This is a genomic window from Pseudomonas sp. AC136 (assembly GCF_979258585.1).
Genome location: NZ_OZ409865.1, coordinates 4,963,114 through 4,987,257, shown reverse-complemented (window position 1 = coordinate 4,987,257; position 24,144 = coordinate 4,963,114). Strand labels below are relative to the sequence as shown.

24 protein-coding genes are annotated in these 24,144 nt (G+C 61.5%); 9 read left to right on the top strand and 15 right to left on the bottom strand.

Annotated features, from left to right (window positions below):
* Positions 1 to 24 precede the first annotated feature (24 nt).
* On the top strand, positions 25 to 1,326 hold the full coding sequence (gene guaD / locus ACZZZU_RS22380; protein WP_463551847.1) for a guanine deaminase: 1,302 nt from the start codon (positions 25 to 27) through the stop codon (positions 1,324 to 1,326).
* Positions 1,327 to 1,843: 517 nt separating this feature from the next.
* Here guaD and ACZZZU_RS22375 read toward each other — a convergent pair.
* Positions 1,844 to 2,611 (bottom strand): GntR family transcriptional regulator, encoded by a 768-nt coding sequence (locus ACZZZU_RS22375; RefSeq protein WP_122496898.1) that lies wholly within the window; start codon positions 2,609 to 2,611, stop codon positions 1,844 to 1,846.
* Positions 2,612 to 3,222: 611 nt separating this feature from the next.
* Between ACZZZU_RS22375 and ACZZZU_RS22370 the strand changes: the two genes are divergently transcribed.
* Together ACZZZU_RS22370 and ACZZZU_RS22365 are read left to right on the top strand one after the other, a co-directional pair.
* A complete protein-coding gene (locus ACZZZU_RS22370) occupies positions 3,223 to 4,566 on the top strand; it encodes an NCS2 family permease (RefSeq protein WP_122496896.1) in 1,344 nt (447 codons plus the stop codon).
* A gap of 79 nt (positions 4,567 to 4,645) precedes the next feature.
* Positions 4,646 to 5,275 (top strand): LysE family translocator, encoded by a 630-nt coding sequence (locus tag ACZZZU_RS22365; protein ID WP_122496894.1) that lies wholly within the window; start codon positions 4,646 to 4,648, stop codon positions 5,273 to 5,275.
* 156 nt (positions 5,276 to 5,431) lie between these two features.
* Here ACZZZU_RS22365 and uraH read toward each other — a convergent pair whose 3' ends face one another.
* Positions 5,432 to 5,785, bottom strand: a complete 354-nt coding sequence (gene uraH / locus ACZZZU_RS22360) for a hydroxyisourate hydrolase (protein ID WP_463541673.1) — start codon at positions 5,783 to 5,785, stop codon at positions 5,432 to 5,434.
* A gap of 405 nt (positions 5,786 to 6,190) precedes the next feature.
* Here uraH and puuE point away from each other — a divergent pair, with 405 nt between their 5' ends.
* The 5 genes from puuE (at position 6,191) to ACZZZU_RS22335 (ending at position 10,718) form a co-directional block, all read left to right on the top strand.
* Positions 6,191 to 7,120, top strand: coding sequence for an allantoinase PuuE (gene puuE, locus ACZZZU_RS22355; protein WP_122451423.1), 930 nt, complete (start codon positions 6,191 to 6,193; stop codon positions 7,118 to 7,120).
* A complete protein-coding gene (uraD, locus tag ACZZZU_RS22350) occupies positions 7,117 to 7,632 on the top strand; it encodes a 2-oxo-4-hydroxy-4-carboxy-5-ureidoimidazoline decarboxylase (protein WP_463551846.1) in 516 nt (171 codons plus the stop codon). The genes puuE and uraD overlap by 4 nt, the downstream gene beginning before the upstream one ends.
* Before the next feature lie 56 nt (positions 7,633 to 7,688).
* On the top strand, positions 7,689 to 8,684 hold the full coding sequence (alc, locus tag ACZZZU_RS22345; protein ID WP_122451421.1) for an allantoicase: 996 nt from the start codon (positions 7,689 to 7,691) through the stop codon (positions 8,682 to 8,684).
* Positions 8,685 to 8,841: 157 nt separating this feature from the next.
* Complete coding sequence (locus ACZZZU_RS22340) at positions 8,842 to 9,345, top strand: ureidoglycolate lyase (RefSeq protein ID WP_463551845.1); 504 nt, start codon at positions 8,842 to 8,844, stop codon at positions 9,343 to 9,345.
* Positions 9,346 to 9,392: 47 nt separating this feature from the next.
* Positions 9,393 to 10,718, top strand: coding sequence for a urate hydroxylase PuuD (locus tag ACZZZU_RS22335; protein WP_463551844.1), 1,326 nt, complete (start codon positions 9,393 to 9,395; stop codon positions 10,716 to 10,718).
* A gap of 161 nt (positions 10,719 to 10,879) precedes the next feature.
* Here ACZZZU_RS22335 and murB read toward each other — a convergent pair whose 3' ends face one another.
* From murB to ACZZZU_RS22295, 8 genes are all read right to left on the bottom strand, one after another.
* Positions 10,880 to 11,890, bottom strand: a complete 1,011-nt coding sequence (gene murB, locus ACZZZU_RS22330) for a UDP-N-acetylmuramate dehydrogenase (RefSeq protein WP_463551843.1) — start codon at positions 11,888 to 11,890, stop codon at positions 10,880 to 10,882.
* Positions 11,887 to 12,351: a low molecular weight protein-tyrosine-phosphatase gene (locus tag ACZZZU_RS22325; protein ID WP_463551842.1), complete on the bottom strand. Its 465-nt coding sequence runs from the start codon at positions 12,349 to 12,351 to the stop codon at positions 11,887 to 11,889. Before ACZZZU_RS22325 ends, murB begins: the two co-directional genes overlap by 4 nt.
* The gene (kdsB, locus tag ACZZZU_RS22320) at positions 12,351 to 13,115 is read right to left on the bottom strand and encodes a 3-deoxy-manno-octulosonate cytidylyltransferase (protein WP_122496878.1); all 765 of its coding nucleotides are present in this window, start codon (positions 13,113 to 13,115) and stop codon (positions 12,351 to 12,353) included. The genes ACZZZU_RS22325 and kdsB overlap by 1 nt, the downstream gene beginning before the upstream one ends.
* Complete coding sequence (locus ACZZZU_RS22315) at positions 13,116 to 13,301, bottom strand: Trm112 family protein (RefSeq protein WP_108097092.1); 186 nt, start codon at positions 13,299 to 13,301, stop codon at positions 13,116 to 13,118.
* A 45-nt stretch (positions 13,302 to 13,346) separates the two neighbouring features.
* Positions 13,347 to 14,348, bottom strand: a complete 1,002-nt coding sequence (gene lpxK / locus ACZZZU_RS22310; RefSeq protein ID WP_463551841.1) for a tetraacyldisaccharide 4'-kinase — start codon at positions 14,346 to 14,348, stop codon at positions 13,347 to 13,349.
* 13 nt (positions 14,349 to 14,361) lie between these two features.
* Complete coding sequence (locus tag ACZZZU_RS22305; RefSeq protein WP_122496874.1) at positions 14,362 to 14,802, bottom strand: ExbD/TolR family protein; 441 nt, start codon at positions 14,800 to 14,802, stop codon at positions 14,362 to 14,364.
* Positions 14,799 to 15,434: a MotA/TolQ/ExbB proton channel family protein gene (locus tag ACZZZU_RS22300; protein ID WP_463382241.1), complete on the bottom strand. Its 636-nt coding sequence runs from the start codon at positions 15,432 to 15,434 to the stop codon at positions 14,799 to 14,801. The genes ACZZZU_RS22305 and ACZZZU_RS22300 overlap by 4 nt, the downstream gene beginning before the upstream one ends.
* 125 nt (positions 15,435 to 15,559) lie before the next feature.
* Positions 15,560 to 17,785 (bottom strand): DNA internalization-related competence protein ComEC/Rec2, encoded by a 2,226-nt coding sequence (locus ACZZZU_RS22295; RefSeq protein ID WP_463551840.1) that lies wholly within the window; start codon positions 17,783 to 17,785, stop codon positions 15,560 to 15,562.
* A 136-nt stretch (positions 17,786 to 17,921) separates the two neighbouring features.
* Between ACZZZU_RS22295 and ACZZZU_RS22290 the strand changes: the two genes are divergently transcribed.
* On the top strand, positions 17,922 to 18,485 hold the full coding sequence (locus tag ACZZZU_RS22290) for a DUF2062 domain-containing protein (protein ID WP_463382239.1): 564 nt from the start codon (positions 17,922 to 17,924) through the stop codon (positions 18,483 to 18,485).
* A 60-nt stretch (positions 18,486 to 18,545) separates the two neighbouring features.
* On the opposite strand, the gene ACZZZU_RS22285 is transcribed toward ACZZZU_RS22290, so the two are convergent.
* The 5 genes from ACZZZU_RS22285 to ACZZZU_RS22265 all read right to left on the bottom strand — a co-directional run bounded on the left by ACZZZU_RS22285 (position 18,546) and on the right by ACZZZU_RS22265 (position 24,026).
* Positions 18,546 to 19,199 (bottom strand): hypothetical protein, encoded by a 654-nt coding sequence (locus ACZZZU_RS22285; RefSeq protein WP_463551839.1) that lies wholly within the window; start codon positions 19,197 to 19,199, stop codon positions 18,546 to 18,548.
* A 94-nt stretch (positions 19,200 to 19,293) separates the two neighbouring features.
* Positions 19,294 to 20,058 (bottom strand): hypothetical protein, encoded by a 765-nt coding sequence (locus ACZZZU_RS22280; protein ID WP_463551838.1) that lies wholly within the window; start codon positions 20,056 to 20,058, stop codon positions 19,294 to 19,296.
* Entirely contained in the window at positions 20,055 to 20,666 is a 612-nt protein-coding gene (locus tag ACZZZU_RS22275) for an RNA polymerase sigma factor (protein WP_122496862.1), read from the bottom strand. Before ACZZZU_RS22275 ends, ACZZZU_RS22280 begins: the two co-directional genes overlap by 4 nt.
* A 1-nt stretch (position 20,667) precedes the next feature.
* Positions 20,668 to 22,413, bottom strand: coding sequence for a vWA domain-containing protein (locus ACZZZU_RS22270; protein WP_463551837.1), 1,746 nt, complete (start codon positions 22,411 to 22,413; stop codon positions 20,668 to 20,670).
* A gap of 173 nt (positions 22,414 to 22,586) precedes the next feature.
* Positions 22,587 to 24,026: an aminotransferase-like domain-containing protein gene (locus ACZZZU_RS22265; RefSeq protein ID WP_122496858.1), complete on the bottom strand. Its 1,440-nt coding sequence runs from the start codon at positions 24,024 to 24,026 to the stop codon at positions 22,587 to 22,589.
* Positions 24,027 to 24,144 lie beyond the last annotated feature (118 nt).

The following is a 24,144-nucleotide window of genomic DNA, read 5'->3' as shown; positions in this document are numbered from 1 at the left end:
TAAATACGTACAACGAGACTGCCCATGACAAGCCACGTGAAAGCCTACCGCGCCGCCATCCTGCACAGCATTGCCGACCCCGCCCTGGTGGGCGACGCGCAGTCCTATGAGTATTTCGAAGATGGCGTGCTGGTGGTCGACAATGGCCACGTCGCCAAAGTCGGCCACGCCAAGGATCTGCTGCCCACGCTCAACGGCGTGGACGTGATCGAATACCGCGACGCGCTGATCACCCCGGGCTTTATCGACACCCATATCCACTACCCGCAAACCGGCATGATCGCCGCCTATGGCGAGCAGTTGCTGGACTGGCTGAACACCTACACCTTCCCCACCGAAAAACAATTCGCCGACCCGGCCCACGCCGCCGATGTGGCGAATATTTTCCTCAAGGAACTGCTGCGCAACGGCACCACCACCGCCCTGGTATTTGCCAGCGTGCACAAGCAATCGGTGGACGCTTTCTTCACCGCCAGCGAGGCGCTGAACCTGCGCATGATCGCCGGCAAAGTGATGATGGACCGCAACGCCCCGGACTACCTGACCGACACCGCGCAATCGAGCTACGACGACAGCAAAGCGCTGATCGAGCGCTGGCACGGCAAGGCGCGTTTGCACTACGCCGTGACCCCGCGCTTCGCCCCGACCAGCACGCCCGAACAGCTCACCGCTGCGGGCAAGTTGCTGCAGGAATACGACGGGCTGTACATGCACACGCACTTGTCCGAGAACGTCGACGAAATTGCGTGGGTGAAATCGCTGTTCCCGCAGCAGAAAGGCTATTTGGATGTGTACGACCACTTCCAACTGCTGAGCGAACGCTCGATGTTCGCCCATGGCGTGCACCTGTGCGACGAGGAATGCCAGCGCCTGGCAGAGACCGGTTCGGCTGTTTCCCATTGCCCGACCTCAAACCTGTTTCTCGGCAGCGGCTTGTTCAACCTCAAGCAGGCCGAGCAGTTCGGCGTGAACGTCGGCCTGGGCACGGATGTGGGCGCCGGGACCAGTTTCTCCATGCTGCAAACCTTGAACGAGGCCTACAAAGTGCAGCAACTGCAGCGCAACAAATTGAGCCCGTTCAAATCGCTGTACCTCGCCACCCTGGGCGGCGCGCAGGCACTGCGTCTAGACGACAAAATCGGAAGCTTCGCCAGCGGCAACGACGCCGACTTTATCGTGCTCGACTACCACGCCACGCCACTGCTGTCGTACCGCTTGCAGCAGGCCAAGGATTTGGAAGAGAAACTGTTTGTGCTGATGACCATCGGTGATGATCGCGCCGTGAAGGAAACCTTTGCGGCTGGGCGGTGTGTGCATAAGCGCTGAGGGCAATTGCTGGCAGGTTTCGTGGTTGACCGACAACTACGGTCAGTCCCCTCTCCCGCTTGCGGGAGAGGACTAGGGTGAGCGGAGCGATTTGCGTCTAATCCGAAACTCTGGATCCCGAATCGTCGGACCGCCGCGTGCGCGAGGATGACGCGTGTTTAAACTGCGCGCACGTATTCCTGTCGGAGCGGCTGGGCGGCATTCCGATTAGCCGCGATGCTTTTGATCTTGTCGCCGATGGCCCGTCATGCGCGGACCGATCGCACCCACAATCAGTCCCCTCTCCCGCTTGCGGGAGAGGGTTAGGGTGAGGGCAGCGATGTTCGACTCATCCGAAATTCTGGATTCCCGCCTGCGCGGGAATGACGGGTGTTTTTGCGGCCACCGCGCGCAGGCGGCGGTCCGACGATTCGGAATCCAAAGTCTCAAGCCACACACTGTCCGCAGCACCGACGAATCAACCAGCCCGAAAAAAGAAAAAACCGCCCGAAGGCGGTTTTTTTTGCACCAGAAACAACTACCGAGGCGCCGCCGAACGCGGTGCCTTCTTCTTGGTTTGCAGCAAGTGCGAGAACACCGCATGCAAATCATCCGAGGCGCTGTCTTCGTCGAGGTTGAGCTTGCTGTCGATGTGATCCATGTGATGCATCATCAAACTCACAGCCTTCGCCACGTCGCGCGCCTCAATGGCATCGATAAGCTGATTGTGTTCATCGTAGGAACAGTGCGAGCGGCTGCCGCTTTCGTACTGGGCGATGATCAACGAGGTCTGCGAGACCAGGCTGCGCTGGAAGCTGATCAGCGGGGCGTTCTTCGCAGCTTCGGCCAGTTTCAAATGGAATTCGCCGGAAAGACGAATGCCAGCACCACGATCCCCACGGGAAAAGCTCGCTTGCTCATCCGCCACCATCTGGCGCAGTTCAGCCAGTTGCTCGGCGCTGGCGTGTTCAACGGCCAATTCGGTAATGGCGCGTTCAACCAGGCGGCGCGAGTAGAAGATCTGTCGCGCATCTTCAACGCTTGGGCTGGCCACCACGGCGCCACGGTTGGGGCGCAACAGCACCACACTTTCGTGAGCCAGACGCGACAGCGCGCGACGAATAATGGTGCGGCTTACGCCGAAAATTTCGCCCAACGCTTCTTCGCTCAGCTTGGTGCCGGGCGCCAGGCGCTGTTCCAGAATCGCATCAAAAATATGCGCGTAAACGACGTCATCCTGAGTGCCGCTGTGGCTGGCTTTGCCAGTACGCGGTTGCTTCTTGAGGGGCTGCAATTGTTCGTTCATTCGGGCTCGCGTCAGAAGTTCTGCGGTCATGCGCGACTCTACTGCTTCTCCCCCCAGGGCTGGCAAGCCTCGGCGGGTAAATAGAGAGGGTAAAAATACCGGCGCATTGTACACAATCTAGCCAGCAGCTCCTAACTGCACGAGCTAGACGTCAGACAGATCACTAGGCAAATACAGACCCCACCTACAGCCTTCTTAGTTTTTTCGGGCGTAACCGGACAAAAACTCCGGCGTTTTTACGCTTAAAGCGTCGCTATTCAGCTAAAACCGAGGCTCAGATGGCCCCTCCTCCCTCGACCATTGCACAGTCCATAAATCTATAAACCATTGATTATTAAAGAATTAAGCCAAATACATTGCGCAAACTGTCGCATACAATTCGCTTATCCCTTTAAGAACAATCAATCCGTTCGTTTTGCGCAACAATAAAAACATTAATTGCTTTTTTTGTATACAAACGCATAATCGCGCTCGAGTGACTTCCTGACCAAAGAGTCAACAAAGCACCTGCAAGCGCACCACGTAAGCCACCTACCTCAGAGCACCGCCACCCTTCTTACAGGCGCGCAGTACTCGGTGACCAAAATAAGAGAAATGAGGAGTACCCCGCTGTGGAAAGCACCAAACAAGAACAACTCTATGCTGCGAAGCCCGCGCGCACTGGCCTGTTGGAACGGCTGTTCAAGCTGTCCTTTCACGGCACCACCGTCAAAACCGAGCTCGCCGCCGGCCTGACTACGTTTATCACCATGGCTTACATCATTTTCGTTAACCCCAACATCATGGCCGACGCCGGCATCGATCACGGCGCGGCCTTCGTGGCCACCTGTATCGCCGCTGCTTTCGGTTGTTTCCTGATGGGGCTCTACGCCAACTGGCCAGTCGGCCTGGCGCCGGGCATGGGGCTGAACGCGTTCTTCACCTACACCGTGGTCGGCACCATGGGCTACAGCTGGCAGATCGCGCTGGGGGCAGTATTCCTCTCGGGCATTCTGTTTATGATTCTGACCTTCTCGCGCATCCGCGAATGGCTGCTCAACAGCATTCCGGCGAGCCTGCGGTTTGCCATGGGCGCCGGGGTTGGTCTGTTTCTCGGCCTGATCGGGTTGAAGACCGCAGGCATTGTGGTGGCCAGCCCTGAAACCTTGTTGAAGATGGGCGACCTCACCGCCGCTGGCCCGCTGCTGGCTGCCATCTGCTTTCTGATGATTGCGGTGCTGGAATACCACCGCGTGTTCGGCGGCATTCTGATCAGCATTCTTACCGTCACGCTGGCGGGCTGGGGTTTGGGTATCGTCGAGTTCGGCGGCATCTTCTCCATGCCACCAAGCCTGGCGCCGACCTGGCTGGCGATGGACATTTCCGGCGCCCTTAACGTCGGCATGATCAGCGTGGTATTGGCCTTCTTATTCGTGCACATGTTCGACACCGCCGGCACCCTGATGGGCGTGGCGCAACGGGCAAACCTGGTGGACGAAAACGGCCACATCGAAAACCTCAGCCGGGCGATGAAAGCCGACAGTACTTCCAGCGCCTTCGGTGCCCTGGTGGGCTGCCCGCCGGTGACCAGTTACGTAGAAAGCGCCGCGGGCGTGGCCTCGGGCGGTCGCACCGGGCTGACGGCGGTAACCGTTGGCGTGCTGTTTATTGCCGCGATGTTCTTCGCCCCGCTGGCCGGCATGATTCCCGCCTACGCTACGGCCGGTGCGCTGATTTACGTGGCCATGTTGATGATGAGCGGCATGGCGCACATCGACTGGGAAGACCACACCAACACCATCCCGGCGATTATCACCGTGGTGATGATGCCGCTGACCTTCTCGGTTACCGACGGCCTGGCCATGGGCTTTATCACCTTCGTGGTGCTGAAACTGGCCACCGGCAAACACAAGGAAATCACCCCGAGCCTGTACGTGTTGGCGATTATCTGCGCGTTGAAATTCGCCTTCTTGTAATCTTCGCCAACGCTCAAAACTGCTCCACGAGCCCCGACGTTAAAGCGTCGGGGCTTTTCTACATCTGAAGAGGCCCGCAATGAACCTGGACACCTGGCTGTTATTTAGCAGCGCCGCGCTGATCGTCATTCTGATTCCCGGCCCGTTGTCGCTGTTAATGGTCAGCAACAGCCTGAACTACGGCCTGCGCCGCTCGGCGCCGGCATTTCTCGGTGGCGTCAGCGCCTCCATCTGCCTGCTTAGCGCTTCCGCGCTCGGCCTGGGCGCCCTGCTGCTGGCGTCGGAAAAACTGTTCAGCATGCTGAAAGTGTTGGGCGCGTTGTACTTGTTTTACCTCGCCTACCAGAGCTGGCAGGAATCGCGCGAAGCGGCGAAACCGGCCAAGGCCGACGACCAACCGCTGACCGCACCGAGCCGGCGCAGCATGTTTCTGAAAGCGTTTGGTTTGGGCGCGAGCAACCCGAAAGACATCCTGTTCTTCGCCGCTTTTCTGCCGCAATTCATCAGCGCCGACCAGCCCATGGGCAATCAGCTACTGGTGATGATCGCCACCTGGGCGGCGCTGGATTTGGGCTGCAAATTGTTCTACGGCCTGAGCGCACGCGGCGCTGCGACGTTTTTGCGTTCGGGCAAGGGGCAGGTGTGGTTTAACCGGGTGAGCGCGGGGTTGTTTGCGGGGGCGGGGACGGCTTCGTTGTTGAGTCGCTGAGACGCGGAGGGAGCGGCTGGGAAGTCGCGGTGCTGGCAGTTCAAAAAGCATCGCGGCTAAAGCCGCTCCCACAGAATGTATGCATCCGCAGAAGCGCGGGACCGGCCACTCACCCTGTGGGAGCGACTTTAGTCGCGATGCTGTTGATCTAACGTTCTAGCTACCGCGATACGTCGAATAGCTATACGGCGAAATCAGCAGCGGCACGTGGTAATGGTCCTGGCCGGCATCGATGCCGAAGCGCAGTACCACCACATCCAGGAACGCGGGTTCTGGCAGTTGCACACCACGGGCGCGGTAATAATCGCCGGCGTGGAAATGCAGCTGATAAACGCCCGAAGCGTAGTCCTCACCCTGTAGCACCGGCGAGTCGCAACGACCGTCGTCATTGGTGTGCAGGGTATTAATCAACACCACGGACGACCCTTCTACACGATACAGCTCAACTTTGATGTTGCTACCTGGGCAGCCGTGAGCGGCGTCCAAAACATGCGTGGTTAAACGTCCCATCGGTTCCGGGCAACTGCGCCAAACGCAGCCGCCGCGCCTCCTCTATGCAGGTGAATTCGGAGCGCCACACCGGCATCAAGCCAGGGCGCAGCGGGAGCATACCATGCGCATTTAAGATTTCGAGACATTCCATACGAAAATTGTACACAATCAACCACAACAATTTTTCCGCGCAAGACCTGCCCGTTCGCAGCGCGCCAATGGCGTCCGTGCACCGCATTGGCACACCGCAGGGCCAAGCACGGGCCTTGAGCTAAGCTTCATGGCAATCAGAAAGTGGATAAATTGGTGAAATTTTCCATTTACAAAACATCCATCACTTTGTATACAATCAACCCATCACGGTCGCCTACGCTTACCCGGCCTTCGCTGCGACCGCACCATTCATAAGAAGGAACACCTGCAGTGAGCGCTGACTACCCTCGCGACCTGATCGGTTACGGCAACGACATCCCCCATCCGCACTGGCCGGGCAACGCCCGCATCGCCATTTCCTTTGTGCTCAATTACGAGGAAGGCGGCGAGCGCAACGTGTTGCACGGCGACAAAGAGTCCGAGGCGTTTCTGTCGGAAATGGTCGCCGCTCAGCCGCTGCAAGGCGAGCGCAACATGAGCATGGAGTCGTTGTACGAATACGGCAGCCGCGCCGGGGTGTGGCGCATTCTCAAGTTGTTCGAGAAAACCGGTATTCCGCTCACTGTGTTTGCCGTGGCCATGGCCGCGCAACGCCACCCGGATTTGATTCGCGCCATGGCCGCCGCCGGTCATGAGATTTGCAGCCACGGCTACCGCTGGATCGACTACCAGTACATGGACGAAGCGCAAGAACGCGAGCACATGCTGGAGGCCATTCGCATCCTTACTGAAATTACCGGTGAACGCCCGCTGGGCTGGTACACCGGCCGCACCGGCCCGAACACCCGGCGCCTGGTGATGGAGGAAGGCGGTTTCCTCTACGACTCCGACACCTACGACGACGACCTGCCCTACTGGGAACAGAACAACCCGACTGGCAAAGCCCACCTGGTGATCCCGTACACCCTCGACACCAATGACATGCGCTTCACCCAGGTGCAGGGTTTCAACAGCGGCGACGACTTCTTCAATTACCTCAAAGACGCCTTCGACGTGCTTTACGCCGAAGGTGCCGAGGCGCCGAAAATGCTCTCCATCGGCCTGCATTGCCGGCTGATTGGCCGCCCTGCCCGCCTGGCGTCGTTGCAGCGTTTTATCGAATACGTGCAGGGCTTCGAGCAGGTGTGGTTCGCCCGCCGCGTCGACATCGCCCGCCACTGGCACGCCACCCACCCCTTCAGCCAAGAGAGCGCGAAATGAGCCGCTTCCAGACCCTGACGCCTTCCACACTGAGCCGCGAAGATTTCGTGCGCGCCTTTGCCGACATCTACGAGCACTCGCCATGGGTGGCCGAGAAGGCCTACGACCTGGGCAGCGACAGCAGCCTCGACGACATCGAGGGCCTGCACAGCCGCATGGCCGACATCCTGCTCAGCGCCGATCACGCCGCACAATTGGCGCTGATCAACGCTCACCCGGACCTCGCCGGCAAAGCCGCCGTGCGCGGCGAACTGACAGAAGCCAGCACCTCGGAGCAATCCGGTGCGGGCATCCACGAATGCACGGCTGAAGAGTTTCAACGCTTCACCGAGCTGAACGACGCCTACAAAGCGAAGTTCGCGTTTCCCTTCATCATGGCGGTCAAGGGCAGCAATCGGCACCAGATTCTCGCAGCGTTCGAGGAGCGTATTCACAACTCCAAGGAAGCTGAGTTCGAGCGAGCGCTGGCCGAAATCAACAAGATCGCGCTGTTCCGTTTGCAGACCCTATAAGGCCTGCAGTTCCTGACGCCGCCACCTCTCCCCGCCCCATCTAAGGCAGACAAACAATGAAAGCTTACGCCGTACCCTTCGAGAAATACGTCAACCTCGCCGACGCCCGCCTGGGCACCAAGGCCATCTCGGTTACCGATGACTGGTTCGCCGACGTCAACCGCCTGTTCCAGCCGACTCCGGCCGTGTGGAAGGAGGGCGTGTTCGATGACAACGGCAAGTGGATGGACGGCTGGGAATCGCGCCGCAAGCGCTTCGAAGGCTACGACAGCGCGGTGATCAAACTCGGCGTGCCGGGCTCGATCAAGGGTGTGGACATCGACACCAGCTTCTTCACCGGTAACTTCCCGCCGTCGGCGTCCCTGGAAGGCTGCTTTGTAGCCGAAGGCGACCCGAGCGACAGCACCGAGTGGACTGAAGTACTGGGCGCCGTGGAGTTGAAAGGCGACAGCCACCACTACCACGAAATTGCCAACAGCCAGGCGTTCACGCACCTGCGCTTCAACATTTATCCGGACGGCGGCGTGGCGCGTCTGCGCGTGTACGGCGTGCCGTTCCGTGACTGGTCGAACGTGGGCGACAACGAACAAGTCGACCTCGCCAGCGCCTTGAACGGCGGCCGTGCCCTGGCCTGCTCCGACGAACACTTCGGCCGTATGAGCAACATCCTCAACCCAGGCCGTGGCATCAACATGGGCGACGGCTGGGAAACCGCACGCCGCCGCACGCCAGGCAATGACTGGGTTATCGTCGCGCTGGGCCACCCGGGCGAAATCGAACGCATCGTGGTCGACACCCTGCACTTCAAAGGCAACTACCCGGACAGCTGCTCGATTCAAGGCGCCTTCGTTAAAGGCGGCACCGACAGCCAGATCGAAACCCAAAGTCTGTTCTGGCGCGAACTGCTGCCAAGCCAGAAACTGCAGATGCACGCCGAGCACGAATTCGCCGAGCAGATCAAAGCCCTGGGCCCGATCACCCACGTACGCCTGAACGTGTTCCCGGACGGTGGTGTTAGCCGTCTGCGGTTGTTTGGCAAGGTTGCGAAATAACACACGGTCAGTCCCCTCTCCCTCAGGGAGAGGGTTAGGGTGAGGGGCTTTTGCGGGTCAAGATTCGCGTTTGACTCAGCCCTCACCCCCAGCCCCTCTCCCGCCAGCGGGAGAGGGGAGCTTTAAAGCCTCACTCACGAATAATGTAGAAACCAACATGCGCACACTGATCATCGAACCGCTAACCAAAGAAGCCTTCGCCCCGTTCGGGGACGTTATCGAAACCGAGGGCAGCGACTATTTCATGATCAACAACGGCTCTACCCGCCGCTATCACAAGCTGGCGACGGTTGAGACGGCGCAGCCGGATGACAAGGCGATCATCAGTATTTTCAGCGCTGAAAAGCTGGAATACCCGCTCACCATCCGCATGTTGGAGCGCCATCCGCAGGGCAGTCAGGCGTTTATTCCGCTGCTCGGCAATCCTTTTCTGATCGTGGTCGCGCCACTTGGCGATGCACCTGTATCAGGTTTGGTCCGTGCTTTTGTCAGCAATGGCAAGCAGGGCATTAATTACCATCGCGGCGTTTGGCACCACCCGGTGCTGACGATCGAAAAGCGGGATGACTTCCTGGTGGTTGATCGCAGCGGTTCTGGCAACAACTGCGATGAGCATTTTTTTACCGAGGATGAACAGGTTCTCCTCAACCCCCACCAATAAGAGAAGCTCGGCAACCGGCCAGCCGGTTCCGGGAAGAGGTAAACACTGTGGAAGCACATTTGATTGAATGGGCGAACCTGGCGGTGCGCTGGGTTCACATGATTGTCGGCATCGCCTGGATCGGTGCGTCGTTCTATTTCGTCTGGCTGGAAAACAACCTCAACCGCGCCAATCCGCGTGATGGGCTGGCCGGTGATTTGTGGGCGATTCACGGTGGCGGTATCTACCATCTGGAAAAATACAAACTCGCCCCGCCGAAAATGCCGGACAACCTGCACTGGTTCAAATGGGAAGCCTACTGGACCTGGATGTCGGGCGTTGCCCTGCTGATGATCGTCTACTACCTCAACCCTTCGCTGTACCTGATCATGCCCGGCAGCGACCTCAGCCCAGCGGCCGCCATCGCCATCGGCGTGGGTTCGCTGGTCAGCGGCTGGTTTATCTACAACTTCCTGTGCGACTCGGCGCTGGGTAAACAACCGGCCCTGCTCGGCCTGGTGTTGTTTGTTCTGTTGGTTGCCGCCGCCTATGGCCTGAGCCAGGTGTTCAGCGGGCGCGGTGCGTACATCCATGTCGGCGCCATCATCGGCACCATCATGGTCGGTAACGTGTTCAACACCATCATGCCGGCCCAGCGCGCGCTGGTGAAAGCCATCGAAGAAAACCGCACGCCCGACCCGGCCCTGCCGGCCAAAGGTCTGCTGCGTTCGCGCCACAACAACTACTTCACCTTGCCGGTGCTGTTCATCATGATCAGCAACCACTTCCCGAGCACTTACGGCAGCCAATACAACTGGCTGATCCTGTCGGGCATCGCGGTATTGGCCGTCATCGTGCGTCACTACTTCAACACCCGTCACCACAGCAACAGCTTCAGCTGGGCCTTGCCGGCCGGCGCGTTGGGCATGATCTGTCTGGCGTTCGTTACCGGTCCGAGCCTGTCGACCATGAATGGTGCGGGCAACGAGCAAGCTGCTAAAGCCGTCGAATACCAACCGCTGCCCGCCAGCGCCATTGGCGGCAAGACGGCCAAGGAAGCAGCCGAAGAAGCGGCCAAGCAGCCAGCTCCAGCCGAGCAACCGGTAGCCCAGGCCAGCGCGCCAGCCGGCGCTCCTGGGTTCGACAAGGTGCATGAAGTGATTCAAGTGCGCTGCACGGTGTGCCACTCGCAGAAGCCCACCAACAGCATGTTCAGCGCGGCGCCAGCCGGGGTGATGTTCGACACGCCTCAGCAGATTCAGCAAATGGCACCGCGTATCCAGGCGCAGGCTGTGGCGACCCAAGCTATGCCGCTGGGCAACCTGACCCAGATGACACCGCAAGAGCGGGAGTTGATTGGGGCGTGGATTGCCAAGGGTGCGCAGGTGAATTAAGCCTGCCGCTGTAAGCAAAAAACCGCGCCTTGTGCGCGGTTTTTTATGGCCTATCGCCGATTAATTGTAGGAGCGACCTTGGTCGCGAACCCTGCAAACATCAGTGACCCGGGGCTGCAGGGTTCGCTAGCAAGCTAGCTCCTACAGGTCTGTGTAACGGCCTACAGCACGTTCGGCTCGATCTCCAACTCCACCCCAAACCGCTCCAGCACATCCGCCTGAATGCGCTTGGCCAATGCCAGCAGTTGCTCGCCGGTCGCGGTGCCGTAGTTCACCAGCACCAGCGCCTGAAGCTTGTGCACGCCAGCATCGCGGTCGCGAAAGCCTTTCCACCCTGCCCGCTCGATCAGCCAGCCGGCCGCTAATTTCACCTGGCCATCGGCCTGCGGATAAGCCACCACATCGGTATGTTCTTCACGGACCTTGGCGGCCAACTCAGCACTCACCAACGGATTTTTGAAGAAGCTGCCCGCGTTGCCGAGCACGGCCGGGTCGGGCAGTTTTTCGGCGCGGATGGCGCAGATGGCGCGGCTGACGTCGGTGGCGGTGGGCGTGTCGATGCCCTGCTCCGCCAGGCGCTGGCGCACCGGTCCGTATTCCAGATGCAGGTGCTGCTGACGGTTCAAAGCAAAGCGCACGCGTAGGATTAGCCAACGACCGGGCTGCTGTTTGAACACGCTGTCGCGGTAGGCGAAGTTGCAGTCGGCCAGGCTGAAGTCGCGCAGCGCGCCGGTCTGGCGGTCGAGCGCGGTCAGGCTGTGGAACACGTCTTTGATCTCGACGCCATAGGCGCCAATGTTCTGCATCGGCGCGGCGCCGACGGTGCCAGGAATCAGGCTGAGGTTTTCCAGGCCGCTCAGGCCCTGGCTCAAGGTGGTTTGCACAAACGGGTGCCACGGCTCGCCCGCCTCGGCTTCTATCACCACCTGCTCGGCGTTTTCTACAATGCGAATGCCGCGACTGGCCATGCGCAGTACCAAGGCCTGCACATCGCCGGTGAGCAGCAAATTGCTGCCGCCGCCGATCACCAGCAGCGGCAGTTGACGCTCTTCAGCCAGTTTCAGCGCAGCGCGAACGTCGTCATCGTTATGGGCCTCGGCAAACTGCGCCGCTTTCACGTCCACGCCAAAGGTGTTGAAGGGTTTGAGCGACACCTGCTCGACCACGTTCATAGCCGGCCTCGCACTTCGTTGAGCAATTGCGCGCCGGCTTGTTCGAGCAGGTCGAGTACGTGTTCGAAGCCGTCAGCGCCGCCGTAGTACGGGTCGGGCACTTCGTCGGCATCCAGTTGATAACGGCGCAGATAAAGGTCGAGTTCAGCGCGGCTGTTGGCCGGCTGCAGGGCTTTGAGGTCGGCGAAGTTGCTGTGATCCATGGCCAGGATCAAGTCGAACTGCTCGAAGTCCGCCCGGCTCACTTGCCGCCCACGCAGGGCGGAAAGGTCGTAGCCGCGCTGCAAGGCGGCGGCGCTGGCGCGACTGTCGGCGGGTTTGCCGACGTGCCAGGGGCCGGTGCCGGCAGAGTCGACATGCACCTGGCCATCAAGCCCGGCGTTAAGCAGTTGCTGGCGGAATACGCCTTCGGCCGAAGGCGACCGGCAAATGTTGCCCAGGCACACGAACAACACGCGCATCAGGCCCCCAGCAGGCGCCGAACGCGCTCCAGGTCTTCCTGAGTGTCGACGCCCGCTTGCGGCGCTTCCAGGGCATCGGCGACATGAATGCGCTCACCGTGAAACAGCGCGCGCAGTTGCTCCAGGCATTCGGTGTCTTCCAGCCAGCACGGCCCCCAGCTCACGAAGTTGTGCAGAAACTGCGCGCGGTAGGCGTAGATGCCTATATGGCGACGGTACGGCACGCCTGCCGGCAACTGCTCGCGGCTGGCGGCAAAAGCATCACGGGCCCACGGCAACGGCGCGCGGCTGAAGGTCAGGGCCAGGCCGTTTTGGTCGGTGACGACCTTGACCACGTTGGGGTTGAACAACGCGGCAACTTCTTCAATCGGCTCGGCCAGGGTCGACATCGCCGCTTCCGGATGGGCTGCCAGGTTGGCGGCCACCTGATCGATAACGGCAGGCGGAATCAGCGGTTCGTCGCCTTGCACGTTGACCACAATCGCATCACCAGCCAGCCCCAGCGCGCTGGCCACTTCGGCGAGGCGGTCGGTGCCGGAGTTGTGGTCCACGCGGGTCAGCACCACTTCAGCGCCAAAGCCCTTGCAGGCCTCGACAATGCGCGCATCGTCGGTGGCTACGACCACGCGCTGGGCGCTGCTTTTGCAGGCTTGTTCCCACACGTGCTGGATCATCGGCTTGCCGCAGATGTCTTGCAGCGGTTTGCCAGGCAGGCGGGTGGAGGCGTAACGGGCGGGAATGACAACGGTGAAGGCTGTGCTCATTTACTTATCCAGGCGCTCGTCGACGTTCAGGCTGCGGGCTTCGGTTTCCAGCATCACCGGAATGCCTTCGCGCACGGGGAAGGCCAATGCGTCGGCCTTGCAGACCAGCTCGGATTTATCGTCAGCCAGCTTCAGTGGGCCTTTGCACAGGGGGCACGCGAGGATGTCGAGTAGTTTGGGGTCCATTGCGAATTCCTTTAACGGGTGAATGGAGGGGCGGTCTGCGCAGGCTTAGCGCGCCGGCAGCAGACCCGCAAGACGATGGTCGAACCAGGCCAGAAATGCCGGCGACGGCACGGCGTCGACCGCCAGGTACCACCAACTGTCAGCGGCGAAGGCGCGGCATTTCACGGCGTCCTTCTCGGTCATTACCAGTGGCAGCGCGGGGCTGAAGGTCAGCTGCTCGGCGGTGTACTCGGCATGGTCGGCGAAAGCATGGGAAATCGGGCGCCAGTGTAACGCCTGCAACGTGTTGAAGAAACGCTGCGGGTTGCCGATGCCCGCCACCGCGTGCAGCGCCTGACCGGGCGGAAAATGCTCAAGGCCCACCCGCTCGCCGCTGCGCAGATTGACCAACGCCGTGGGCTGCAAGGTGAAGCCAAAGCCGTCTTCAGTGTCGGCAGTGGCACCGTTGAACAGCACCGCGTCGACACTCTGCAAACGCTCCACCGGCTCGCGCAGCGGCCCGGCGGGCAGGCAGCGACGATTGCCGAGGCCGCGCGCCGCGTCGATCAAGACCAATTCGATATCCCGCGCCAGGCGGTAATGCTGCATGCCGTCATCGCTGAGAATCAGATCCATCGGTTCGTCGGCAAGCAAGGCGCGCACGGCGTTGGCGCGGTTGGGGTCGATCATCAGCGGCACGCCGGTGCGTTGCACAATCAACAGCGGCTCGTCGCCGGCCTGGTCGGCCGACTGCTCGGCGCGAACGCGCCAGGGGAACTGCGGGGGTTTGGCGCCGTAGCCACGACTGACCACGCCAACCTTGAGGCCACGCTGCTGGCAGTGAGCGATCAGGCTGAGGATCATCGGCGTTTTGCCGGTGCCGCCAACAGTGATATTGCCGACCACCACCACCGGCACGGGCGCGTGGTAACTATCGCCCTCGCCGGCCAGGAAACGCTGACGTTTACGCGTGACCACCGCCCGGTACAACCACTCCAGCGGCCACAACAGACGCAGCGCGGAATGGCCCTGGTACCAGGCGTTTAAGAGTTTGTCTGAGGCAGCCATCAGCGGCGGACCATCAAGGCGCCTTTGGCGCCTCAATGGTGGTAATGCGCAGTTGACTGAAGCCCAGCTTGCCGGCCGCATCCATGGCGGTAACGACCGCTTGGTGGGTGGCTTTGCCGTCGGCATTGATGGTCAGTGGCAGGCTGTTGTCGCCGGCCGACTCCCGCTGCAGCGCGGCCATCAGCGTGGCCAGATCGCTTTTGCTCAGCACCTGATCGTTCAACGAGTAGGTGCCGTCGGCAGCAATCGCCACTTCCAGTTGCTTCAGTTCGGTGGCTTCCGGCGGCGTGCCGCTGGCCGCTTCCGGCAGCTCGATTTTCAGCTGGGTCGGGCGGCTGAAGGTGGTGGTGACGACAAAGAACAGCAGCAGCACGAAGATCACATCGATCAGCGACGTCAGGTTCAGGAACACCTCGTCACGGGCGACACTGTTGGCTCTGCGGCGGAATTTCACGGCTTGCTGTCCTCAACGAAATCGACTTCGCGATCACCCTGGGTCACTTCCACCAACTTGATGGCTTCCTGTTCCATGGTGACGACGATTTCGTCGACGCGGCGCAGCAGGTAACGGTGGAAGAACACCGCTGGAATGGCCACGATCAGGCCCGCCGCCGTGGTCACCAAAGCTTTGCCGATACCGCCAGCCAGTTGCCCGGCGTTGGCTTGGCCGTTGTCCATAAAGCCGCTGAAAATTTCGATCATGCCGAACACCGTGCCGAGCAAGCCGAGCAGCGGCGCCATGGCGGCAATGGTGCCCAGGGCATTGAGGTAGCGTTCCATCTCATGGATGACACGGCTGGCGGATTCTTCGATGCACTCTTTCATGATCTCGCGACCATGTTTGGAATTGGTCAGGCCGGCGGCGAGGATTTGTCCCAGCGGCGAGCTGTTGCGCAGTTCCTTGAGCTTGTCTTTGTTCAGCTGTTTGTCTTTGATCATGCGCCACACCTGCCCCAGCAGATGAGGCGGCGCCACGCGGTTAACGCGCAGGGTCCACAGGCGTTCGGCAACGATGGCCACGGTAGCGATGGAACACAGAATGATCGGTAGCATCATCCAGCCACCTGCTTTGACTAGCTCCCACACGGTGTCAACTCTCCTGGGTTTAAAACGGCCTGGTATAGCCGGGTTTTACGGGCCTTATCGGATAGCCCCTACAAAAGTGGCGCCACTCTAGCATAGGGCCGGGGGCGCGCCGACCGTCGCGGTTCTCATTTTTCCCGCCAGAATCGCGCTTCTTTGCGCAGGCCGCTGGCCGGTTCGAAAGCGCCCAGTTGAATACGCAGCGCGCCCTGCTCCACGCTGTCGAACACCTGCAAACCCAACGCTTGATAACGGCCCATTACCTGCGGGTGCGGATGACCGAATGCGTTGTGCGCGCCGCGCGACACCAGCACCGAATGCGGCGCCACGGCGCGCAAAAAAGCCAACGAAGACGAGCTGCGACTGCCGTGATGGGGCGACTGCAACCAATCGGCGCCAAGGCCGGGATGCGCCGCCAGCCACGCGGCTTCGGCGGCGACGTCGATATCGCCGGTGAGCAGCAAGCGCTCGCCGTTGGCCATCACCCACAAAACGCACGAGGCCTGATTGCCGGTTTTCGCCTGGGGCCAACGCCAGGTTTGGAAGTACACACCGTCCCATTCCCAGTGCGCGCCGTTGATGCAGGGCTGGGCGGCGAGCGAAGCGGGCAATTCGTCCGGTTCGCCGCTGAGCACATGGGCAACGGATAAACCGCGTTGCACTGCCAGCGCGCCACCGGCGTGATCGTTGTCGGCATGGCTGATCAGCAGCGTGTCCAACCGCCCGACCCCGAGGCTGCGCAACGAGGGCACCACCAGCCGTTCGCCGCTATCAAAATCGCCGTGACGCGGGCCGGCGTCATAGAGCATGGCGTGGTTGCGCGTGCGCACGACCACCGCCAGGCCCTGACCAATATCCAATTGCAGCACCTCGGCCTGGCCGCTGGGAATGGAGGTCGTCGGCGGCCAGAAAAGCGGCGCCAGCATCACCAGTCCCAGCGCCCGCACCGGCACGCCGGCGGGCGCCAAGGCCAACAACGCGCCAAGCGCGCCCAGCGACCACACGCCGGGCGTGACCTGCGGCGCCAGCCAGGCCGGATGCCAGGCGGCCACCGCGCTCAGAAACCGAAACAGCAGTTCCAACAAACCGCCGGCCAATTGCAGCACCGCCTCGCCCAGCCATGGCACTGGCAACAACAGCGTGCCGACCAAGGCCAGCGGAACGACCGCCAAGCTCACCCACGGCACCGCGAGCAAATTGGCCAAAGGCCCAGTGACGCTAATGGGCAGCCCCAGCGCCAGCATTGGCGGCAGCAACCCGATGCTCATCGTCCATTGCGCGCGTGTCCACGTGCGCCACCACGGCCAGGCGCCGAGTCGCCCGCCGAATACCCAGATGAGCACCGCCACCGCCGCGAACGACAACCAGAATCCAGCCTGCAAACTGACCAGCGGCTCGGCCAGCAACACCAGATTCAACGCCATCAGCAGCGGCAGCCACGCCCCAAGATGACGAAAGCGCAGGCGCCAGATCAGCACCAGCGCCACCATCACGCACGCGCGTTGCACCGGCACCTGAAACCCCGCCATCAGCCCGTAGCCCAACGCGCCAAACCCCGCAGCAGCACACGCACAGGGCAACCAGGGCAGGTGCTGCGGCCACAGGCCCAAACGCGCCAAGCCCGCGACCAGCCCGTAGAGCAGCGCGGCAAAGAGCCCGATGTGTTGGCCGGAGATAACCAGGAGGTGCACGGTGCCGGTGTCTTGCAAAGCGCGCCAGTCGGCGCTCGACAGGCCCGAATCGTCGCCCAGCACCAGCGCGGCCAGCCCGCCTTGGCGGCCAAAGGCATCGACCTTCATCAGCCGCTGGCGCACCGCATCGCGCCAACCCAAAGGGCCGCTAGCCGCCGCCAGGCGTTCGCCGTGTTTAACCGAGCCTTGCGCCCCGATGCGTTGGGCCAGCAGCCAGGCCTCGTAGTCGAAGCCTTGTGGATTGATCAACCCGCGCGGCCGCTTGAGCGTGACCGCTAACCGCCAGGTTTCGCCGGCCTGAATGGGCGGCCCGCCGTGCCAGGTCAAGCGCATGCGCGGGGGCAATTGCGCGCGCCGGGCGCTGACTGCTTCAAGCTGAAAGCGCACCGCGCCGTTGCCTTGCGCCGGCAGGCCGACCACGCGGCCTTGCAGCCAGCGGGTCTGGCCGTCGAGCTCAGGCGCCAGCCGGTCATCAACGGCCCATTGCGCCGACAGGCAGGCCCAACTGAAGCCCAACAGCGCCAGCCCAAGCGGGCGCGCGCGAGTGAATAAAAGCACGCCGCCGAATACCGGCAATACTGTGATCAACCAAACCGGCGGCAACGCCGGCAGCCAGCGCAGGGCCAACAAACCCAGCGCCAGCGCGAACATCCCTGTACGCATTTTTTAGTGCTCCGTGTGCGCCGCCCTTGCGTCGTTTAAAGCAAACGCAGCGCGCTTATTTGTTGTCACAAAGTCAACGCATATAGCCCGCACAATCTGGGCATAATCCGCCTTTTTCCGCCTGCCGAGATGCCCTATGCCGCGCCGCCTGTTTAAGCGCTACATGCCTAATCCCGAGATGATTCGGGAGCACAAGTCGCTGCGCTTTCTCGGCTCGCTGATGCATGACCCCAACCTTTGGCACCTCAATCGTCACTCAGTGGCACGCGCCATGGCCGTCGGCTTGTTCGCTGCATTCATCCCCCTTCCTCTGCAAATGCTGTTGGCAGCTTCCCTGGCCATTCCCCTGCGCGGCAACCTGCCGATCTCGGTGGGCCTGGTATGGCTTACCAACCCGATCACCATGCCTCCGCTGTTTTATTGCACCTACAAGCTGGGCGCGTGGGTGATGCAGATACCGGCTGGGGAAATTACCGGCACCGTCTGGCCGCGCATCAGTCACTTTTTCGACGATCCGTCGTGGGAGTTGATTCAGATGCTCTGGCATCCAGTTTTGGCGCCCTTTCTGCTGGGCTCGCTGCTCACCGGGCTGATTGCCGGTGTGTTGGGGTATTCGCTGACGATGCTCTACTGGCGCTGGTGGGTGCGTAGCAGCTGGAAGAAGCGTCAGCTCAAACGGCGGGAAAAAGCGGCGACCTAGTCGTAATCAGCTCTGCAAAAAAAGGCGCCCCTTGGGCGCTTTTTTTCTTCGCGGAATCTGTTAATGGCGGAACTTGAACTGCAACTCGGCGCCGTCGAAATACCCTTCGTCCTGATCGCGGCTGCGCTCGTTGGTGATCACCCTGCCGCCCACCTCAAACGGACTCACATCGCTCGGCTTGTCAGCAAACATCTGCGGCAGCAGCGCCGGGTCAGCGGGTTTGCTCGGCGCCGCACTGGCGCCCGGCGTCACGGCAACTTTCGGCTCAAGGTCTTTGACCAGCTCTTTGGGCAAACGCAGGTCGAGCTTGGCTTTGGGCACCGGCGCTTTTTTCACGGCGGCGCTGGCCTTTTGCTGGGCGGCGGTTTGCGGCTTAGACACCTGCAGGCGCTGAATTTTGTCTGGCGGTTGCGGTGCCCGCACCGTCACGGTTTTCGGCGTGCTCGGCTCGGCGAGCTGCTTGTCGGTTGCTGGCGCGCTGGCTGTTTTCTCCGGCAGCGGTTCCAGCTTGCTTTCGATCAGCGGTTCCAGCGGTTTGATGCGCGGTGTATCGGCCACCTTGGGCGCGGACTTGGGCGCTTCAGCGGCGGGCTCACGCTGTTCCACGGCCGGCACTTGCGGCGCAGGTGGCGCTTTTGGCGGGGTCGGGTCTTTGTCGCAAGCGGCTAACAGCAGCACGGCAAACGACAGCCCAAGGAATCGGATAGCCATCATGGTTACGGGTCGAACTCGGCAGAGGCCAACATGCTCGCGCGCTCAGCCCTCCCTGGCAAGCGTGCACTCTGGGCAGGATGTAACCACTGCCCTCCTACTGCTGACCACGCGACTGCTGCAATTGTTGCAACTGCGTGCGCACATCCCGCTGCGGGTAACGCTGTTGCAGCGCCTGTAATTGCTGCTCGGCCGCCTCGCTATGGCCGTCGCGTTGCAACTGCAGAATCTGCTCCAGGCTACGTTGCAGCTGCGCGTCATCGCCTGCGGTTTTGCGCGCCAATACCGGGGCTGATGCCTTTGGCGCCGCGTCGACAAACGGCGCGGCGGGCAACACTGGCGCCTCCTGCGTGTCGCTGAGCCGCTCGTTCAACTGGCCGCTTATGACTGCCGGCGCTTGCTTGCGCATTTCCGGGCGAGCAGCGGCACGCTCCTGCACCGTGGCCTTCTTCTCGGCTTGCGGCTCGGCGGCATAGAAGGCATCAGGGTCGACGGCTTCGGCTTTCGGCGCCATCGCCGGCGCAGGTGCCGGCACCGACAAGGTGATCGGTGCGGCGTCGTATTGCTGCTCTGGCGCCCGCTCCATGGTGCGCGTCGCCAAGCCCACGCCAATGCCCAGGGTGGCAATGCTGGCAAACGCCATCGACCAGCGGGCACGCTGGCTGCCGCCGAATAACCAGCCTTGCAAGCGACTCAGCACAGGCTGCTTGGCCGGCACACGCTGGTAGTGGGCGGCTTGAGCCTGAGCCGCGGCGAGAATGCGCGCGTCCATATCAGGCGGCGGCGCTTGCTCGCTGTGGCGGCGGTAATGCTCGAGCATCGCCTGCTCCAGCTCGGCGCTGTCACGCGGTTCGTGTGTCATAGGGATACCTCGTCGGCGGTGGCCGGGTCCGTCAGCAACCGTCGTAGCTTGCTCAGGGCATAGCGCAGGCGACTTTTCACGGTCTCCGCCGGGGTTTGGGTCAGGGTCGCAATTTCGCTGACGTCCATGTCGCCATGGGCGCGGAGCAGGAACACTTCACGCTGCTCAGCCGGCAGATCATCCAGCGCCGCCTGCAGGCGCTGTTGATCACGGGTCAGGCTGAGCTGCTGCTCCGGGTTGGGCTGGTGATCGGCCTCGGCGTGCACCTGCTCGTCGTATTCGTCGTGCAGATACTGGCGCTTGCCATGCTTGCGCCAGTAGTCGATCAACCGGTTGCGGGCGATCTGGTACAGCCACGTGCTGAACTGCACCGCCTCGCGCTGCTGCGACTCGCTGCGGATCAGGCTCATCCAGGTTTCCTGGAACACTTCCTCGGCAATTGCAGAATCGCCGCATAAGCCACACAGAAATCGGAACAGCCCCAGGCGATGCCGCGCGTACAGCTCGGCAAACGCCTGGCTATCGCCCCGCCGATAGCGACGCAACAACTCGGCGTCGCCAACGGCCGTGGCAGAAACAGAAGAGTCAGGTGAAGGAGCGGCTGTCACGCTAGTCGACCTTGGCCAGGGTTTTAGGAGAAGGAGTGGTCGCAGTTTGCAGGCTCTGCGCCAGTTCCACCAGTTGTACGAATTCAGCGCGCAGGCCAAAGCGGTCGTCGCCCTTGGCGCCACGGGCCAGCTCGGCGCTGGCGGCCAGGTCGAAGCCCTGGGTGTATTGGCCGCCTTTCAATTGCTGGGCGAAGGCGGCGACGGCCGCAGCGAAGCGCAGGTCGGCACTGGCCTGGGCGATGGCCGGTGCGCTGGCGTCAGCGGCAATCGGCACTTCCAGCAAGCGGCTCGTGCTTTGCTCGGGCGCTTTGTAGCGGATGCGTACCAGAGCCATTTCGCTGGAAGCGGCGCGTTTGCTTGCCGGCTGCTCATAACGCAGCGGTTCCAGCCAGCCTTTGTTGCCAGCGGGCACGATTTCGTACAAAGCCGTTACGGTGTGGCCCGCGCCGATTTCGCCAGCATCGACCTTGTCGTTGCTGAAGTCTTCACGCTTGAGGGCGCGGTTCTCGTAACCCAGCAGGCGGTATTCGCTGACCTGCGCGGGATTGAATTCCACCTGAATTTTCACGTCCTTGGCCACGGTCATGAGCGTGGAACTGAGCTGCTGCACCAGCACCTTGCGCGCCTCGCGCAAGTTGTCGATGTACGCATAGTTGCCGTTGCCGGCATCGGCCAACTGTTCCATCAGTTGCTCGTTGTAGTTGTCGGTGCCAAAGCCGAGTGTGGTCAGCGACACGCCGGTTTTGCGCTTGTCTTCGGCGAGCTTTTTCAGGCTGTCGAAGTCGCTGATGCCGACGTTGAAGTCGCCATCGGTAGCCAGCAGGATGCGGTTGATGCCGTTCGTCACGAAGCCTTGCTGCGCTTGTTGATACGCCAACTGAATGCCCGACTCCCCTGCCGTCGAACCGCCCGCCTGCAGTTGGTCGATGGCGGCGCGGATCTTGGCCTTTTCGCTGCCGGACGTCGGCGCCAGGACCACGCTTGAATCACCGGCATAAACCACCAACGACACTTTGTCTTCGGCGCGCAGTTGGTCGACCAACAGTTTCAGCGTGCTTTGCACCAGCGGCAGGCCATCGGGGCGGTCCATAGAGCCGGACACATCGACCAAAAACACCAGGTTCGCTGGCGGCATGGCTTGGCTTTGCAAATCCGAGGCTTTGATTGCCACTTTCAACAGCCGGCTGTAGGCATTCCACGGCGTAACCGCCAGCTCGGTGCTCACACCAAAGGGCGTGTCGCCGCTGGCCGGTGGATAGCTGTAGGGAAAGTAATTCACCAGCTCTTCCAGACGCACCGCTTCTTCCGGCGGCAGTTGGCCGCGATTGAGGAAACGTCGCACGTTGGCGTAGCTGCCGGTGTCGACGTCGATGCTGAAGGTGGAAACCGGGTCTTGGGCGACGGCGTGGATCGGGTTGTCGGCGAGTTTCTGGTATTGCTCGCGGTTGGCGTCCTGATAATACGGCGACGACGCATCGGCAGCCGGCGGCGCGGCCAGCCGCTGGCTCGGTTTGACCATGCCGGCGACCGCCGCGTAGCTGGCGCTGGGCTCGGCTTTCTTCGCCTCGGCCGGCGCGACCTGCTCGGCCAGCGCATCACGGGAATAGGTAATCGGCGCGGGCGCAACGGGCGCCTGGGCGGCAACTGAATCGGCTTCCTTGACCGAGCACGCACTGAGCGTGATGGCCAGGCCACCGGCAAAACCGCAAATCAGGGGCAAACGGGATAGAGCGAGATAGTGAGCCATGCGGGCGTCTCCTGGGGGTCCATTCGCTCAGGTAGACGGAGGGGTTTGGCGGGCGGGGTTAACGGCGTAAAAATAAATGTGAGGCCGGGTAAAACAACTGTAGGAGAGGCTTTAGCCTCGATGCTTTGGTTTTAAAAGCATCGAGGCTAAAGCCTCTCCTACAAAGAGCCGCGTCAGATGAGGTTAGGCGTCTCTTGGCACAGCTGATTGGCCAGCATGCCGAGCGTCATCAAGGCCCGCTCCGACTCACGGTTCCACGGAATGCCACAGTTCAACCGCACGCAGTGGTTGAACTGTTCGGTGTTGCTGAAGATCAGCCCCGGCGCAATGCTGATGCCCTGTTGCAGCGCCCGTACGTGCAGGTCTTTGGTGTTGACCCGGCGCGGCAGGCTGACCCACAGAATAAAGCCACCTTTGGGCCGGGTAATCTGCGTGCCTTCGGGGAAGTACTGCTGCACAGCCAGTTGGAACGCGCTGAGGTTTTTCCGGTACTCGTGGCGGATGTAGCGCAGGTGGCGGTCGTAGCCGCCGTTTTCCAGGTAGGCCGCCACGCCCATTTGCGTGACGCTGCACGCTGAGTGAGTGGTGAAGGTTTGCAGGCGCTGAATGTCGTCCTGGTATTTGCTGGCGACAATCCAGCCCACGCGCACGCCCGGCGACAAGGTTTTGGAGAAGCTCGAGCAGTACAGCACGCGCCCTTCGCGGTCGTGAGATTTCAGCGCTTTGGTCGGGCCTTGCTCGAACAGCAGTTCGCCGTAAATGTCGTCTTCAACAATATGGAAATCGAACTCGCGGGCTTGGCGCAGCAGTTGTTTTTGCCGGTCTTCCGGAATGGTGCCGCCCAACGGGTTGCTCAACCGCGCGGTGAGCACCAGCGCTTTGATCGGCCATTGGCTCGCCGCCAACTGCAGGGCTTCGAGGCTGATGCCGGTGGTGGGGTCGCTGGGGATTTCGATCACTTTCAGGCCGAGCAAATCGGCCAATTGCAGCAGGCCGTAATACGTGGGCGACTCGGTGGCGATCAGGTCGCCGGGCTTGGTCAGCACGCGCAACGACATTTGCAAGGCGTCGACGCAGCCATGGGTGATAACCACTTCAGCGGGGTCAACGACCACGCCGGCATCGCGCATACGGATCGCCACCTGACGGCGCAGCGGCTCGAAGCCTGGGCTGAACATATAGCTGAAGGCGCGTGGACTGTGAAACCGGGTGACCTTGGCCAATTGCTGATGCAGCGCGCGCACCGGCAAATAATCCACATGGGGCACCGCGGCGCCAAAGGGGAAAACCCCTTCGCGACGGGCTTCGGTCAGCACTTGGTTGATGATGCTGCTGCGAGTGACCAAGCCAGGGCGCTCTACCCGGGCGATGTCCGGGGTGGCGGCGGTTAGCGCCGGCGTTTGGTGAACGTAAAAGCCCGACTGCGGCCGAGCGCGGATCAGGCCTTGGTCTTCAAGGTTGGCGTACGCCTGCAACACCGTGGCGTGGCTGACGTTCAGCTGTGAGCTCATCTTGCGTACCGACGGCACGCGCTCGCCCGGTTGATACACGCCGCGGCGGATATCTTCGGCCAATTGCTGGGCGATACGTTGATAGAGCAACAGACTGGTCATGGCGGCTTTCCCTGATTGAGCGTGAACACCGATACAGTAGCGAAACAGTTTAGAACTGAACCGGCACAGTTGCAGATTTTGTTTTGCATACAGAACAGGGAAGACCGGGCGTGGGGCA

Bases quoted from the DNA above. Each gene is read 5' to 3' on its own strand.
- guaD (WP_463551847.1), top strand. From the start codon at position 25: ATGACAAGCCACGTGAAAGCCTACCGCGCCGCCATCCTGCACAGCATT.
- ACZZZU_RS22375 (WP_122496898.1), bottom strand. From the start codon at position 2,611: ATGAACGAACAATTGCAGCCCCTCAAGAAGCAACCGCGTACTGGCAAA.
- ACZZZU_RS22365 (WP_122496894.1), top strand. From the start codon at position 4,646: ATGAACCTGGACACCTGGCTGTTATTTAGCAGCGCCGCGCTGATCGTC.
- uraH (WP_463541673.1), bottom strand. From the start codon at position 5,785: ATGGGACGTTTAACCACGCATGTTTTGGACGCCGCTCACGGCTGCCCA.
- uraD (WP_463551846.1), top strand. From the start codon at position 7,117: ATGAGCCGCTTCCAGACCCTGACGCCTTCCACACTGAGCCGCGAAGAT.
- alc (WP_122451421.1), top strand. From the start codon at position 7,689: ATGAAAGCTTACGCCGTACCCTTCGAGAAATACGTCAACCTCGCCGAC.
- ACZZZU_RS22340 (WP_463551845.1), top strand. From the start codon at position 8,842: ATGCGCACACTGATCATCGAACCGCTAACCAAAGAAGCCTTCGCCCCG.
- murB (WP_463551843.1), bottom strand. From the start codon at position 11,890: ATGAACGTGGTCGAGCAGGTGTCGCTCAAACCCTTCAACACCTTTGGC.
- ACZZZU_RS22325 (WP_463551842.1), bottom strand. From the start codon at position 12,351: ATGCGCGTGTTGTTCGTGTGCCTGGGCAACATTTGCCGGTCGCCTTCG.
- kdsB (WP_122496878.1), bottom strand. From the start codon at position 13,115: ATGAGCACAGCCTTCACCGTTGTCATTCCCGCCCGTTACGCCTCCACC.
- ACZZZU_RS22315 (WP_108097092.1), bottom strand. From the start codon at position 13,301: ATGGACCCCAAACTACTCGACATCCTCGCGTGCCCCCTGTGCAAAGGC.
- lpxK (WP_463551841.1), bottom strand. From the start codon at position 14,348: ATGGCTGCCTCAGACAAACTCTTAAACGCCTGGTACCAGGGCCATTCC.
- ACZZZU_RS22295 (WP_463551840.1), bottom strand. From the start codon at position 17,785: ATGCGTACAGGGATGTTCGCGCTGGCGCTGGGTTTGTTGGCCCTGCGC.
- ACZZZU_RS22290 (WP_463382239.1), top strand. From the start codon at position 17,922: ATGCCGCGCCGCCTGTTTAAGCGCTACATGCCTAATCCCGAGATGATT.
- ACZZZU_RS22285 (WP_463551839.1), bottom strand. From the start codon at position 19,199: ATGATGGCTATCCGATTCCTTGGGCTGTCGTTTGCCGTGCTGCTGTTA.
- ACZZZU_RS22280 (WP_463551838.1), bottom strand. From the start codon at position 20,058: ATGACACACGAACCGCGTGACAGCGCCGAGCTGGAGCAGGCGATGCTC.
- ACZZZU_RS22270 (WP_463551837.1), bottom strand. From the start codon at position 22,413: ATGGCTCACTATCTCGCTCTATCCCGTTTGCCCCTGATTTGCGGTTTT.
- ACZZZU_RS22265 (WP_122496858.1), bottom strand. From the start codon at position 24,026: ATGACCAGTCTGTTGCTCTATCAACGTATCGCCCAGCAATTGGCCGAA.